Origin of the sequence: Luteimonas sp. gir (assembly GCF_037198055.1) — a bacterium.
In the GTDB taxonomy this organism is placed as follows: domain Bacteria; phylum Pseudomonadota; class Gammaproteobacteria; order Xanthomonadales; family Xanthomonadaceae; genus Luteimonas; species Luteimonas citri_A.
On sequence record NZ_JBBAXQ010000005.1, the window covers coordinates 89,724 to 103,881 of the forward strand.

Here is a 14,158-nt window from a genome sequence, read left to right on the forward strand (position 1 = left end):
GCGCCCTCGCGCGCGGCGCGGCGTTACCCTCCGGTCGTGGACGACCCGGACGCGTCCGTTGGCACGACGAAGACGAGCGCCGTGCGCGGCGGCACGGTGAAGCGGCCGCGCGTGGCGTCGATCCTGGCCGATTCGCGCGGGCGCGGATCGGCCGCCTCGGGCGCACGGTGCACCGGATGCAGGGTCCACGCACGCCCGGCAAGCTCGGGCGCATCGAGCGTGCGCGCCTCACTGGCGACGTTGATCGCGTAGAGCACCTCGGCAAAGCCGGCATCGGCCAGACCGCGGCCGTCCAGGTGACCGGCGACGAGCTCGGGGTCGGCATCGGCGCCGGGGAAACGCAGGCGGGCCTGGACCTGCGCGGCATCGGGCAGGCGGAACAGCGGCGTGCTGGCGCGGATGCGCAGCAGGTCCAGGCTCATGTCGCGCGTGCGCAACACATCGCCTTGGCCCGGGCGGATGCGCGTCGCATCGGCCAGCAACGGGCGCATCAGCGGCCAGTTGGCGCCGTTGTCGGGGGCCGGCGGCAAGCCGGTGCCGAAGCCGTGGACCGCGCCGGTCCAGTCGATGCGGTTGAACCAGTCGCCCGAGTCGAAGCTATTGCGGTCCAGCGACTTGGAGCGCAGCAGTTCGACGCCGGCGTGCAGGTAGGCGATGCCTTGGCTGAAAGCGGTGGTGGCGATGGCCAGTACCTGCGCGTGCACGCGCGCCTCGACGTCGGCATCGGCCGGCAGGCGGAACACGTTGATGTCGAACAACGTCTGGTTGTCGTGGTTCTCGACGTAGTTCACGACCTCGGTCGGTTGGGTCGCAAAGCCGGCCGGCTGTCCGGCATAGTCGACCTGCGCGAGCGTGCGGCCGTCGGGCAGCCGGTAGTCGCGCAACGTGCCGGCCAGGCCGACACGGACCAGTTCGGCCTGGCGCCGCAGCAACGCCGCGTCGGCGTGGCCGTGGATCCAGCCGCGGTGGGCGTGCAATGCCGCACCGCTGTCCGACGGTCCGCCGCCGCGCACCGCGTCGCGCGCCCGGTCGCTGAAGCTGCCGATGCCGGTGCCGCCCAGCGATTGCTGCGAGGCCTGCACGAAGCGCGCGCCGTCGGCGACCTCGCCGAAGTTCCAGCCTTCGCCCAGCAACTGCACCGGACGCCCGGCCGCCGCGTCCACGCGCGCCTGCAGCGCGCGCATCGCCGCACGCGGCTGGTGGCCCATCAGGTCGAAGCGGAACGAATCGATGCGGTAGTGGCGCACCCACAGCTCGGCCGAATCGAGCATGAGCTTGGCCATCATCGCGTGCTCGGTCGCGGTGTTGGCGCAGCAGGTCGACTGCGCCACGCGGCCGTCGGCGTCGTAACGGTGGTAATAGCCGGGCACGATGCGGTCGAGCACCGAGTGTGGGGCCTGGCCCCAGGCGCTGGTGTGGTTGTAGACCACGTCCATGCCCACGCGCAGATCGAGCGCGTGCAGCGCCTGCACCATCTGCCGGAACTCGACGATGCGCGCGGCCGGGTCGGTCGCATCGCTGGCGAAACTGCCTTCGGGCGCATTGAAGTGCAGCGGGTCGTAGCCCCAGTTGAAGCAGTCCTGCGCGGCCACCGCCATCACCGCGGCCTGCTGCGCAGTGCTGTCGGGTGCTGCATCGGGCACTTTGGGCGTGACGCAGCCGACCTCCGGTACCGTGGCCAGATCGAACACCGGCAGCAGATGCACATCGGTCACGCCGGCCGCGCGCAGCCTGCGCAGATGGCGCACGCCGTGCGAGTCGGCCTGTGCGAAGGCGGCATAGCGGCCGCGTTGGGCTGGCGGCACGCTGACGTCGTCGCGTGAGAAGTCGCGCACGTGCAACTCGTAGACCACCTGGTCGGTCGCGGCGCGGAGCGAGGGCGCGGCGTGCGCGTCCCAGCCCTCGGGCTTGAGCGCGGGCGTGTCGAGGTCGAACACGACGCTGCGCCGCGAGTCGGCCGTCAGTGCGACCGAGTAAGGATCGGTGACGCGGTTGCGGACGACACCGGTGCCCGGTACGAACACGTCGACCAGCCACAGGTAGGCGTGGCCCGACAGGTCGCCAGGGACCACCGTGGCCCAACTGCCGGTCGTGGCGTCGCGCTCGAGCGTGCGAACCGCGGCGGCTGGTGTGTCGGCATCGTCGTAGAGGCACAGTGCGACCGACTGCGCTGTGGGCGCCCACAGTCGGAACGTGGTCTCGGCGGGGCGGGGCAATGCACCGAGGTCGGACAGCGTAGTCGCGGCAGCATAAAGGTCGTCGAGAGCGCCGGCGTGTTGGAGGGCGGTCGCGTCGAGTACGCGGCCATGTGCGTCTTCGTGCACCAGCAGTAACTGGCCGCGATGCAGCGTCGACAGTGTGGCGTCGTCCGCGTCGGTTTCCAGCGTGGCGCCCTCGCCGACGAAGCCGAAGCGCTCGGCCAGTGCCGCAGGCACCGGGGCCGCGCGAACATGGAGATCGAGTGCGCCATCGTGGCCCTGGACCGTCGCGCCCGGCCGTACGGCCAGTGTGGCGTCGGCGGCGTGATACAGCCGGAAGCGCGTATTGGGTGCAGTCTCGGCCCCGGGCCAGCGCAGCAGATGGCGGTCGAGCCAGTGGGCGCGTGCGTGATCGGGCAGCGCGCCGGCCTGGACGGGGTGCAGCGTGCGCGCGAAGCCAGGCGCGTCGCAGTCGGCCAGTGCGCCCGGAGCGGCGAGGGCGCCGCCGCAGGCCAGCAGACCGGCGGCAAGCGCTCCGGACAGCGCGCTGCGCGACAGGCGCACCGCGTCAGTCCACCGCAGCGAACAGCGCCGCGTGTGGCGGCAGGCGGACGCGGTCACCATCGAGGACGCCGGCCAACAGGCCGTGGCCGTCGAGCACGCGCAGGCGCGCGAACTCCGCCGGCAGCGTCCAGTCGAGCGCCTGTCCCGACAGATTGAAGACCGCCAGTACACGGTCGTCGCTGTCGCCGCGCACGAAGGCCAGCACCGGCTGGGGCGCATCGACGAAGCGCTGCGTGCCGGTCACCAGTGCCGGCTGGGCGCGGCGCCAGTGCAGGAAACGGCGGACGCCGGCAAGCACCGAGCCGTCGTCGCGCGACTGCGCCTCGACGCTGCGCGCGCGATGCGCATCGGGGATCGGCAGCCATGGCTGTCCGCTGGTGAAGCCGGCGCCGGCGTCGGCGGTCCACGGCATCGGCGTGCGGCAGCCGTCGCGGCCCTTGAAGTTCGGCCAGAACGCGATGCCGTAGGGGTCGCGCAACTGCTCGAACGGTACTTCCGCCTCGGGCAGGCCCAGTTCCTCGCCCTGGTACAGGCAGACCGAACCGCGCAGTGCGCAGACCAGGCCGACCAACTGCCGGGCGAAGTCGTCGCTGGGCTGTGCGCCGCCCCAGCGCGTGACCGCGCGCTGCACGTCGTGGTTGGAGATCGCCCAGCACGGCCAGCCGTCGGTCATCGCCGCTTCCAGGCGTTCGACGGTGTCGCGGATGTAGCCGGCGCTGAAGTCGTCGACCAGCAGCTCGAAGCTGTAGCCCATGTGCAGGCGGCCGGGGCTGGTGTACTCGGCGGTGGTCGCCAGCGAATCCTCGGCCGAGATCTCGCCCAGCGCGGCGACATCCCCGTACTCGTCCATCAGCGCACGCAGCCGCTCGAGGAAGCCGATGTTCTCCGGCTGGGTGTTGTTGTACCAGTGGTACTGGAAGGCGTACGGATTGTCGGGCGCGAAGCCGCGGCCCACGCGCAGCGCCTCGGGCTTGGGCGGGTTGTCGCGCAGCTGCGCGTCGTGGAAGCAGAAGTTGATCGAGTCCAGCCGGAAGCCGTCGACGCCGCGGTCGAGCCAGAACTTGACGTAATCCAGCGTGGCCTGCTGCACATCCGGATTGTGGAAGTTCAGGTCGGGCTGGCTCGACAGGAAGTTGTGCAGGTAGTACTGGCAGCGCCGCGGATCCCAGCGCCAGGCCGGGCCGCCGAAGATCGACAGCCAGTTGTTGGGCGGCGTGCCATCGGGTTTGGCATCGGCCCAGACGTACCAGTCGGCCTTGGGGTTGTCGCGCGATTGCCGGCTCTCCTCGAACCAGGCATGCGCGTCGGAGGTGTGGCTGAAGACCTGATCGATCATCACCTTCAGGCCCAGCGCGTGTGCCTTGGCCAGCAATGCATCGAAGTCGGCCAGGGTGCCGAACATCGGGTCGACGTCGCACTGGTCGGCGATGTCGTAACCGTAGTCGGCCATCGGCGAGCGGAAGAACGGCGAGATCCAGATCGCATCCACCCCCAGGCTGGCGACATGCGCCAGCCGGTCGATGATGCCGGGCAGGTCGCCCACGCCGTCGCCGTCGCTGTCCATGAAGCTGCGCGGGTAGATCTGGTAGATCACCGCGCCCCGCCACCACCTGTTGTCGCTCATCGCTCTCTGCCTTCGGTCGCCTTCTGCGGCGCGGTGGGACGGTAGACGATGCCGCGCCGGCTGCGAAAGCACACGTCCCGGACCTGTGGCATGAATACGTATGCAGGTCGTCGCCGCCATGAGCGCGCTCGCTACCATGGCCTGGCCGGCGCAACCTGCGTCGGCGCAGCGGACCTTGGGAGGGGCCTCGCAGCGATGGGCAACCGCAAACCGTCACTGTCGTTCTGGCAGATCTGGAACATGTGTTTCGGCTTTCTGGGCATCCAGTTCGGATTCGCCCTGCAGAACGCCAACGTCAGCCGCATTTTCCAGACGCTCGGCGCCGACATGGAACAGGTCCCCGGCCTGTGGATCGCCGCCCCGCTGACCGGCCTGCTGGTGCAGCCGGTGATCGGCTACTTCTCCGACCGCACCTGGACGCGGCTGGGCCGCCGCCGCCCGTATTTCCTGTGGGGCGCGCTGTTCTCGACCGCAGCCTTGGTGGTGATGCCGACCTCGCCCGAGTTGTGGATCGCCGCCGGCACGCTGTGGGTGCTCGATGCGTCACTGAATGTGTCGATGGAACCGTTCCGCGCCTTCGTGGGCGACCAGTTGGCGCCCAGGCAGCGCCCGACCGGCTATGCGATGCAGAGCTTCTTCATCGGCGTTGGCTCGGTGGTCGCCAGTGCGCTGCCGTTCGTGCTCGCCAAGGTGGGCGTCGCCAACACCGCCGGGCCCGGTGAGGTGCCCGACACGGTGCGCTATGCGTTCTGGTTCGGTGGCGCGGTGCTGCTGCTGGCCGTGCTGTGGACGGTGGTGCGCACGCGCGAATACCCGCCCGAGGTGCTGCGCACATTCGACGATGCGACGCCCGAAGGCGCGCTGCCGGCCGCCGACGCGCCGGTGCCGCCGGCCGGTGGTGGGCTGGCCTGGTTGCTGGTCGGCGTGGCCGGCCTCGTCGCGGTGGCCGCGCTCGACCTGGACCGCATGCTCTACGTGCTGGCGGGCCTGCCGCTGGGCTACGGCCTACTGCGGCTGGTCGCCAGGCGGCTCGCGCCGCAGCGGATGCTGGCCACGATCGCCGCCGACCTGCATGCGATGCCCACGACGATGCGCCAGTTGGCGGTCGTGCAATTCTTCTCGTGGTTCGGCCTGTTCGCGATGTGGATCTACACCACCGCGGCCGTCGCACAGACCCACTACGGCAGCAGCGATCCGCAGTCGGCGGCCTACAACGACGGCGCCAACTGGGTCGGCGTGCTGTTCGCCGCCTATAACGGCTTTGCCGCGCTGGCCGCGATCGTGATCCCGTGGCTGGCACGTCGTCTGGGACTGCGCGGCGCGCATCTGGTCAATCTGATGCTCGGCGCGCTGGGCTTGCTGTCGATTGCATTCGTCGACGACCCGCGCTGGCTGCTCGGCTCGATGGTCGGTGTCGGTTTTGCCTGGGCCTCGATCCTGTCGCTGCCCTATGCGCTGCTGTCCGACAGCCTGCCGGCCGAGAAGATGGGCGTGTACATGGGCATCTTCAATTTCTTCATCGTGATTCCGCAGCTGGTTGCGGTCAGCACGCTGGGTTTCCTGCTCGGGCGTGTGTTCGACGGCGAGCCGATGCGCGTGCTGATGCTCGGCGGCGCCAGTCTGGCGATCGCAGGGCTTTGCGTGCTGCGGGTCTCACGCCCGCGCAGCGCATGAGGCGCGCAGTCCGACCTGGCCATCTTTCCTCCCGTTCCCCCGTCAGGAGCCGCGCGATGCCGCGAACGTCCCCCCTCCTGCTCGCCGCGCTGCTGTGCGCCGGCTGCAGCCATGTCGCGACCCGCAATGCGCCGGACGCACTCGACACGACGGACCTGTACGGCACGCTCGAGCCATTCGCCGAGCACGCCGTGTACTTCGTCGTCACCGATCGCTTCGTCAACGGCGATCCCGCCAACGACCATCGCGAGCAGGGCGGGGCGCATCGCACCTTCGACATTCCGGTCCGCTGCCCGGACGGCATCGATGGCAACATCGGCTACCTCGGCGGCGACTTCCGCGGCGTGCTCGACAACGCCGGCTACATCCGTGACATGGGCTTTGGCGCGGTGTGGATCACGCCGATCGTCGACAATCCCGACGAAGCCTTCACCGGCGGCGACCCGATCTCGTGCAACAGCACACTCAGCGACCGCGGCAAGACCGGCTACCACGGCTACTGGGGGACGAACTTCTACAGGCTCGATGAGCACCTGCCCAGCGCCGATCTCGACTTCCGCGGCTTCACCGACGGCATGCGCGCCGCGGGCCTGAAGACCGTGCTCGACATCGTCGGCAACCACGGCTCGCCATCGTGGACGATGCCCACCGCGCAGCCCGGCTTCGGCCAGATCTTCGACGCGCAGGGCAGGCTGGTCGCCGACCACCAGAACCTGCCGCCGCAGCAGCTCGACCCGGCGGGCAACCCGCTGCACGCGTTCTACAGCAACGTCGGCCCGGTCGATGCCAAGACCGGTTCGATCTTCGATGGCAACCTCGCCCAGCTCAGCGATTTCGATGCCGCGAACCCTGCGGTCATGGCGTATCTCGCCGGCGCCTACCTGCAGTGGATCGACCAGGGCGCGGATGCCTTCCGGGTCGACACCATCGCCTGGATGCCGCATGCGTTCTGGCGCGAGTTCGCCGAGCGCATCCGCACCCGGCATCCGGGCTTCTTCATGTTCGGCGAGGCGTTCGAGTTCGACGCCAATCGGATCGCCGAGCACACCTGGCCCGGCAATGGCGGCATCAGCGTGCTCGACTTTCCGATGAAGCAGGCGATGGACGAGGTCTTCGCCCAGGGCGCCGGCTTCGAGCGCCTGGCGCCGTCGTTGCATCTGGAAGGCGGGCCGTACGCGAACCCCTACGAGCTGACGACGTTCTACGACAACCACGACATGCCGCGCATGGACGCCAGCGATGCCGGCTTCATCGATGCGCACAACTGGCTGTTCACGGCGCGCGGGATCCCGGTGATCTACTACGGTTCGGAGACCGGCTTCATGCGCGGCCGTGCCGAGCATGCCGGCAACCGTGCCTACTTCGGCCAGGCGCGCGTCGATGCCGCCCCCGCGCATCCGATCCATGCCGCACTGACCCGGGTGGCGAACCTGCGCCGCACGACCCCGGCACTGCAGCGCGGGTTGCAACTGCAGCTTGAACTCGAGGGCGACCGCGCGGCGTTCTATCGCGTACTCGATGTCGAGGGCCGTGCGCAGATTGCGCTGGTGTTGCTCAACAAGGGCGAGGCGCCGTGGCAGGCCGAAGTGACCCGCTGGCTCGAGCCGGGCACCTGGCGCGACGCGCTCGACGGTGGCACGCGTGCGGTGACCGACCGGCTACAGGCCACCGTGCCCGCGCACGGGCTGCGGGTCTTCGTGCTCGACGCGGTGCCTCGCCGCGCCGACCTGCGCGCCCGCCTTCGGCAGGCGATGGACGGCCGGCTCGGCGGCCCGCGCTGATCGGGGCGCCCGGCGCGCCGCATGCGCGTCTGCTGCTTGTTCAGACTGAATGGGCGTATCCGGTTGATCGGATTGACTTCAGTCAAGGCGGGGGCGACACACTGTCGCGGATACTGCCCGCATGGACACCATCGCTTCCGCCTTTCCGCAGGACTGGCCCTTCGATCCGGACCTGCTGCGTCGCTACGACCGGCCCGGGCCCCGTTACACCTCGTACCCGACCGCGCCGCAGTTCCTGCCCGGCTTCGGCGAGGTCGACTTGCAGGAACTCGCGCGGCGCGGCAATGACGACCCGATCCCGCGCCAGCTGTCGCTGTACGTACACGTGCCGTTCTGCCGCAGCCCCTGCTTCTACTGCGGCTGCAACCGCATCATCACCCGCGATGAGGCGCGCGGGCAGGTGTACCTGGACCGCCTGCATCGCGAGATCGCGATGGTCGCGCCGCTGTTCGATGCCGATCGCGAGGTGGTGCAACTGCACCTGGGCGGCGGCACGCCGAACTTCCTCGGCCCCGGCCAGATCGCCGAGCTGGTCGAAAGCCTCGGCGCGCACTTCCGCTTCAGCCAGGACCCGGCGCGGGATTTCTCGATCGAACTCGACCCGCGCTTCGTCACCCCCGACGACATCGGCCGCCTGGCCGAGATCGGCTTCAACCGGGCCAGTCTCGGCGTGCAGGATTTCGACCCGGTCGTGCAGGCCGCGGTCAACCGCATCCAGAGCGTCGAGCAGACGCTGGAGATCATCGAGGCCAGCCGTCGCTACGGCATGCGCTCGCTCAACGTCGATCTGATCTACGGCCTGCCCAAGCAGACGCTCGAAGGCTTCGGCCGCACGCTCGACACCGTGATGCAGGCGCGCCCCGACCGGCTGGCGATCTATGGCTATGCGCACCTGCCGGACGTGTTCCGGCCGCAGCGCCAGATCGATGCCGCCACGCTGCCGGCGCCCGAGGAGAAGCTCGCGCTGCTGGGCCTGGCGGTCGAAAAGCTGGCGGCGGCCGGCTACCGCTACGTCGGCATGGACCACTTCGCGCTGCCCGACGACGAACTGGCGCGGGCCCAGCGCGAGGGCGGGCTGCACCGCAACTTCATGGGCTACACTACGCACGCGCAGACCGATCTGGTGGGCCTGGGCGTGAGCGCGATCAGCCATGTCGGCGACAGCTTCTCGCAGAACCACCGCGGCCTGACCGAGTGGGAAGCGGCGATCGACGCCGGCACGCTGCCGATCTGGCGCGGCCTGGTGCTCGGCCACGACGACGTGCTGCGCGCCGACCTGATCCAGCGGCTGATGTGCCAGGGTGAGATCGACATCGGGGCGATCGAGCGTGCCTACGACCTCGACTTCGCGGCCTATTTCGCCGGCGAGCTGGCGGCGCTGGCGCCGCTGCAGGCCGATGCCCTGGTCGAGTGCACCCCCACCAGGATCCGGGCGACGTCGCGCGGGCGGCCGTTGCTGCGTATCATCGCGATGTGTTTCGACCGGTACCTGCAGAAGCCGAGTGAGCAGCCTCGCTATTCCCGCACGATCTGACGCCGCGCGTCCGGAGTTCGCCCATGGCCGGCCTTGAGCCGCGACCGCGGCCCAGCCCGATTGCCGACGACGGCGACGAGGTCCGCTTCTGCAGCACCTGTGCGTTCTCCTCGGCGTGTCTGGCCGAGGGCTACGACAAGACCGATCTGCGCGACCTGCATGTGCTGGTCGAGCACGTCGGCCCATTCCGTGAGGGCGACTACGTCTTCCGGGAAGGCGCGCCGTTCAACGCGATCGCCGCGGTCCGCGCCGGTACCATCAAGACCTACGTCATCGATGGCAATGGCCGCGAGCAGGTGCTGGGCTTCTTCCTGCCGGGCGAGGTGATCGGCCTGAACGCGATCCACAGCGCGCGCTACCCCTGCAACGCGGTCGCGTTGGACACCGTGATGCTGTGCCGGTTCTCGTTCCCGATGATGGCCACGCTGGCCGGGCGCATGCCGGGCCTGCAGAAGCATCTGTTCAGTCTGCTCAGTCAGGACATCGGCAAGGCTTCGCTGCTGACCGGCAACTTCAGCGCCGAGGAACGGCTGGCCGCGTTCCTGGTCACGCTCTCGCGCCGTTTCGCCGCGCGCGGCTTCTCGGCCACGCGGCTGCGGCTGATGATGCCGCGCACCGATATCGCCAACTACCTGCGCCTGGCGCCGGAGACGGTCAGCCGGGTGCTGCGGCGGATGCAGGACGACGGCGTGCTGCGCGTGGACCGCCGCGACCTGGAGATCCTGCAGCCGGTGGAGCTGGAGACGCTGGCCCACCACGTGCTGCGCGACTGACTGCTACGACCCGCCGCATCCGCAGGGCCAAGGCCGCCGAAGTGCACTACGGTAGGCGAAGTTCTGCAGTCGGCCCGTCGGTTGCGTGCGCGCCGTCGAAGTTGCCGTAGACACGCAGACACGCTGCCGGCGATTCACCAGCTCAGGTGGAACATCAGCTTGGCGAGCAGCACGATGCCGACCATGTGCGCGAACACGCTCAGGTGCAGACGTTTGAAGGTGGACGCCACCAGGTGGCCGCGCTTGCGCAGACGCATCGCGAACAGGAAGTGTCCGAACACACCCAGCGCGAGCGCGATCTTGAGCGTCAACAACGTGCCGAAGCTGCTGGACAGCGGCTCGGCGAGCAGTGCGCGGTAGCGCCAGGCCATGCCCAGCCCGCTGCCGTAGAGCGCCAGCAACACCCACGGCATCAACCGACGGGCGCGCGCGCCGATCGCGACTTCGATCTGGTGCATGACGGTGCGCGGGATATGACGACGCACGCCTTCGAGAATCAGCACTTCGAAGAACACGGTGCCGACGAAGACGAAGGCCGCAAGCAGGTGCAGCACGTGGAGCAGGGCGTAGTGGCGCATGCTGGGCTCGCATTCGATCGCGACGCGCAGGCCGGATTGGTCGACGTCGGGGAGGGGGAGCACCCGCGCGTGCACGGCGCGAGTGCAGTTGTATCATCGACAAGGCGGAGCGCTGGGCCAATGACATGGATCAACCCGGTCGCTGTCTGCGTCTTTGGGGAATATCTGCAGTGCGATCGCCGCGGCGTGTCGTGTGTCGCGGCGCGCACTTCCAGCACGCCATCAGGCGCATTTCACGCGTGCTTGACACAGGTCAAGGTTGCCCGGGCGGGGCTGGCCGACGATGCCGCGGACCCCGAAAGAGACCAGTGCCATGAGTTCGACACGCAAGTTATGGATAGGGCTGACCGCCCTGTTGCTCGCATCCTTCGCGGTGCTGTTATGGGTGGGCAGCGAGGTCCACCGCAAAGCGCCGCCGATGCCCGACAAGGTGGTCACCGTCGATGGCGAGGTATTGTTCACCCGCGCCGACATCGAGACCGGCCGGCAGGTGTGGCAATCGATCGGCGGACAGCAGTTGGGCTCGATCTGGGGCCATGGTGCCTATGTCGCCCCCGACTGGGGCGCGGACTGGCTGCACCGCGAAGCCGAAGCCGTGCTGGACCTGTGGGCACGCCGCGAGCATGGCGTCGACAGCTACAAGCAGCTCGACGAGCCGACCCAGGCCGCCTATGCCAAGCGCGTGCAGGCGCTGCTGCGCCGCAATACCTGGGACGAAAGCGCGGGCACCATCACCATCGAGCGCGATCGTGCCGAGGCGATGGTGCTGGTCGGCGCACACTACATCGACCTGTTCGGCAACGAGCCGGCCACCGCGGAGCTGCGCGAAGCCTACGCGATGCGCAACGACACGGTGCCCGATGCCGCACACCGCAAGGCGATGACCGGCTTCTTCTGGTGGGCGGCCTGGTCGTCGGTGACCGAGCGTCCCGATGACGTGATCAGCTACACCGCCAACTGGCCCGCCGACGAACTGGTCGGCAACACCCCGCCGCCCAGCGCCTTCCTGTGGACGGTCTTCAGTGTGCTGTTCTTGATCGCCGGTGTCGCGCTGCTGGGCTGGCACTACGCGGTCAACCATGGCGACGAGATGGTGCCCGAGCTGCCGCGGACCGATCCGCTGGCCTCGATCCGCATCACCCCGTCGATGCGCGCGAGCGCCAAGTACTTCTGGATCGTGATTGCGTTGTTCCTGGTGCAGATCCTGCTCGGCGCAACGACCGCGCATTACCAGGTCGAGGGCCAGGAGGCCTACGGTTTCGCGCTGGCCGACATCCTGCCGTACTCGCTGACGCGCACCTGGCACACGCAGCTCGCGGTGCTGTGGATCGCCACCGCCTGGCTCGGCATGGGGCTGTACATCGCGCCGGCGATCTCGGGCCATGAGCCGAAGTTCCAGCGTCTGGGCGTCAATGTGCTGTGGATCTGCCTGATCACGATCGTGGTCGGTTCGTTCACCGGCCAGTGGTTTGCGGTGATGCAGAAGATGGGTCTGGCGCACAACTTCTGGTTCGGTCACCAGGGTTGGGAATACGTCGATCTTGGCCGCTTCTGGCAGTGGTTCCTGTTCATCGGCCTGATCCTGTGGTTGACGCTGGTCGGCCGCGCGCTGTGGCCGGCGATCCGCCACGGCGGCGAATCACGCTCGATCGTCAGCCTGCTGTTCCTGTCGGTCGTGGCGATTGGCGTGTTCTACGCCGCGGGCCTGATGTGGGGCGAGCACACGCACCTGTCGATGGTCGAATACTGGCGCTGGTGGGTCGTGCACCTGTGGGTGGAAGGCTTCTTCGAGGTGTTCGCGGTGGCGGTGATCGCCTTCCTGTTCACCCGCCTGGGCCTGCTGCAGGTGCGTACGGCCACGATCGCGGTGCTGTTTGCGACGGTTGTGTTCATGGCTGGCGGCGTGCTGGGCACATTGCACCATCTGTACTTCGCCGGCACGCCCACCTCGGTGATCGCGTTGGGCGCGAGCTTCTCTGCGCTCGAAGTGGTGCCGCTGGCCTATGTCGGATTCGAGGCCTACCAGAGCTATCGACTGGGCCGCTCGACGCCGTGGATGCAGCGCTACAAGTGGCCGATCATGTTCTTCATCGCAGTGGCGTTCTGGAACCTCGTCGGTGCGGGCCTGTTCGGGTTCCTGATCAACCCGCCGCTGCCGCTGTACTACATGCAGGGCCTCAACCTGACGGCCAACCATGGCCACACCGCACTGTTCGGTGTCTACGGCATGCTCGGCATCGGCCTGATGCTGTTCTGCCTGCGCGGCCTGAAGCCGGGCGTGGAATGGAACGAGCGCGCGCTGAACGTTTCGTTCTGGTCGCTCAACATCGGACTGGCAGGCATGTCGGCGTTCACGCTGCTGCCGCTGGGCATCCTGCAGCTCAACGCAGTGCTCGATCATGGCTACTGGTACGCACGCTCGGCGGAGTTCATGCAGCAGCCGCTGGTGGAGATGCTGGTGTGGATGCGCGTTCCGGCCGACACGCTCTTCAGCGTGGGCGCGCTGGCACTGGCCTGGTTCGTCCTGCGCCTGTGGATCGCGCCCAAGCAGGCGTCTGTGCCTGTGAACGCCGCAGGTATCGCCGCCGCCAAGCGCTGATTCCACTGATCTGTTGCACCGACCGGGGCCGCCACGCGGCCCCGGTTCTTTTTGGGGCCAGCGTGATCCAGTCGGCAGGGACCGCCAGCCGCATTGCGTGTCGTCGGCCCCAGAAGGTCGGCAGCGCACTCGCGGCCCAAGCGCGGGGCGGGCATCACTCCTGGATGGGCAACCGCGGCATACGGGCCCTCGACCCCGGCCACTGCATGGCGGCCGCCTCCACGTTCGGCTCTCGGCCTCGTCAGACTGTGCAGGCGCCATTACGGTTCCGGTGCGGCGAGGCCGCGGGCACACTATCGTTTCCATCCTGGCCGTGACGTTCCATATGCCCCACCTTCGTCCTGCTCGGATCGAGGAGGGTGCCGAGCTGGTCGAGCTCTGGCGCCGCTCGGTCGACGCCACCCATGATTTCCTCAGCGCACAGGACCGCCGCGCCATCGACGCCGAGGTTGCCGCCATGCTGCCGCACGCGCCGCTGCTGGTCGCCGCCGATGCCCAGGACCGGCCAGTGGGTTTCATGTTGCTGGATGGTCACCATATGGACGCACTCTTCATCGATCCTGCTGCGCGCGGTACCGGTGTCGGCCGTTTGCTGGTCCAGCATGCGCTGGCCCGACATCCCGGGCTGAGTACCGACGTCAATGCACAGAATGCGCAGGCGCTCGGGTTCTATCTGCGGATGGGCTTTGTCGAGATCGGCCGCTCGGCGCACGACGCGCAGGGGCGGCCCTATCCGTTGATCCATCTGCGCCACGGCGGCTGAGCCGCGGTCATGCCTCACCACGTCATCGCCCTGTTGCAGCGTCGTACCGCGGCATGGGGTGCTGCACGCG

At 68.7% G+C, this 14,158-nt stretch carries 9 protein-coding genes; 6 read left to right on the plus strand and 3 right to left on the minus strand.

The window, feature by feature from the left end:
* Positions 1 to 23 precede the first annotated feature (23 nt).
* A complete protein-coding gene (locus tag WAF18_RS09070) occupies positions 24 to 2,762 on the minus strand; it encodes an alpha-1,6-glucosidase domain-containing protein (RefSeq protein ID WP_337244814.1) in 2,739 nt (912 codons plus the stop codon).
* 4 nt (positions 2,763 to 2,766) lie between these two features.
* Complete coding sequence (locus WAF18_RS09075) at positions 2,767 to 4,386, minus strand: alpha-glucosidase (RefSeq protein ID WP_337244815.1); 1,620 nt, start codon at positions 4,384 to 4,386, stop codon at positions 2,767 to 2,769.
* Positions 4,387 to 4,581: 195 nt separating this feature from the next.
* Here WAF18_RS09075 and WAF18_RS09080 point away from each other — a divergent pair, with 195 nt between their 5' ends.
* The 4 genes from WAF18_RS09080 to WAF18_RS09095 all read left to right on the plus strand — a co-directional run bounded on the left by WAF18_RS09080 (position 4,582) and on the right by WAF18_RS09095 (position 10,148).
* Positions 4,582 to 6,060, plus strand: a complete 1,479-nt coding sequence (locus tag WAF18_RS09080; RefSeq protein ID WP_337244816.1) for an MFS transporter — start codon at positions 4,582 to 4,584, stop codon at positions 6,058 to 6,060.
* A 56-nt stretch (positions 6,061 to 6,116) separates the two neighbouring features.
* A complete protein-coding gene (locus tag WAF18_RS09085; RefSeq protein ID WP_337244817.1) occupies positions 6,117 to 7,841 on the plus strand; it encodes an alpha-amylase family glycosyl hydrolase in 1,725 nt (574 codons plus the stop codon).
* A gap of 121 nt (positions 7,842 to 7,962) precedes the next feature.
* Positions 7,963 to 9,375, plus strand: coding sequence for an oxygen-independent coproporphyrinogen III oxidase (gene hemN / locus WAF18_RS09090; RefSeq protein ID WP_183425953.1), 1,413 nt, complete (start codon positions 7,963 to 7,965; stop codon positions 9,373 to 9,375).
* A 23-nt stretch (positions 9,376 to 9,398) separates the two neighbouring features.
* Positions 9,399 to 10,148, plus strand: coding sequence for a helix-turn-helix domain-containing protein (locus WAF18_RS09095; protein WP_183425952.1), 750 nt, complete (start codon positions 9,399 to 9,401; stop codon positions 10,146 to 10,148).
* A 134-nt stretch (positions 10,149 to 10,282) separates the two neighbouring features.
* Here WAF18_RS09095 and WAF18_RS09100 read toward each other — a convergent pair whose 3' ends face one another.
* Positions 10,283 to 10,726 carry a hypothetical protein gene (locus tag WAF18_RS09100; protein WP_337244818.1) on the minus strand — a complete coding sequence of 148 codons (444 nt, stop codon included), beginning with the start codon at positions 10,724 to 10,726 and terminating at the stop codon, positions 10,283 to 10,285.
* A gap of 313 nt (positions 10,727 to 11,039) precedes the next feature.
* Between WAF18_RS09100 and WAF18_RS09105 the strand changes: the two genes are divergently transcribed.
* Positions 11,040 to 13,325: a nitric-oxide reductase large subunit gene (locus WAF18_RS09105; protein WP_337244819.1), complete on the plus strand. Its 2,286-nt coding sequence runs from the start codon at positions 11,040 to 11,042 to the stop codon at positions 13,323 to 13,325.
* Between the two features lie 325 nt (positions 13,326 to 13,650).
* On the plus strand, positions 13,651 to 14,088 hold the full coding sequence (locus WAF18_RS09110) for an acetyltransferase (RefSeq protein ID WP_337244820.1): 438 nt from the start codon (positions 13,651 to 13,653) through the stop codon (positions 14,086 to 14,088).
* The last annotated feature ends 70 nt before the right edge of the window (positions 14,089 to 14,158 follow it).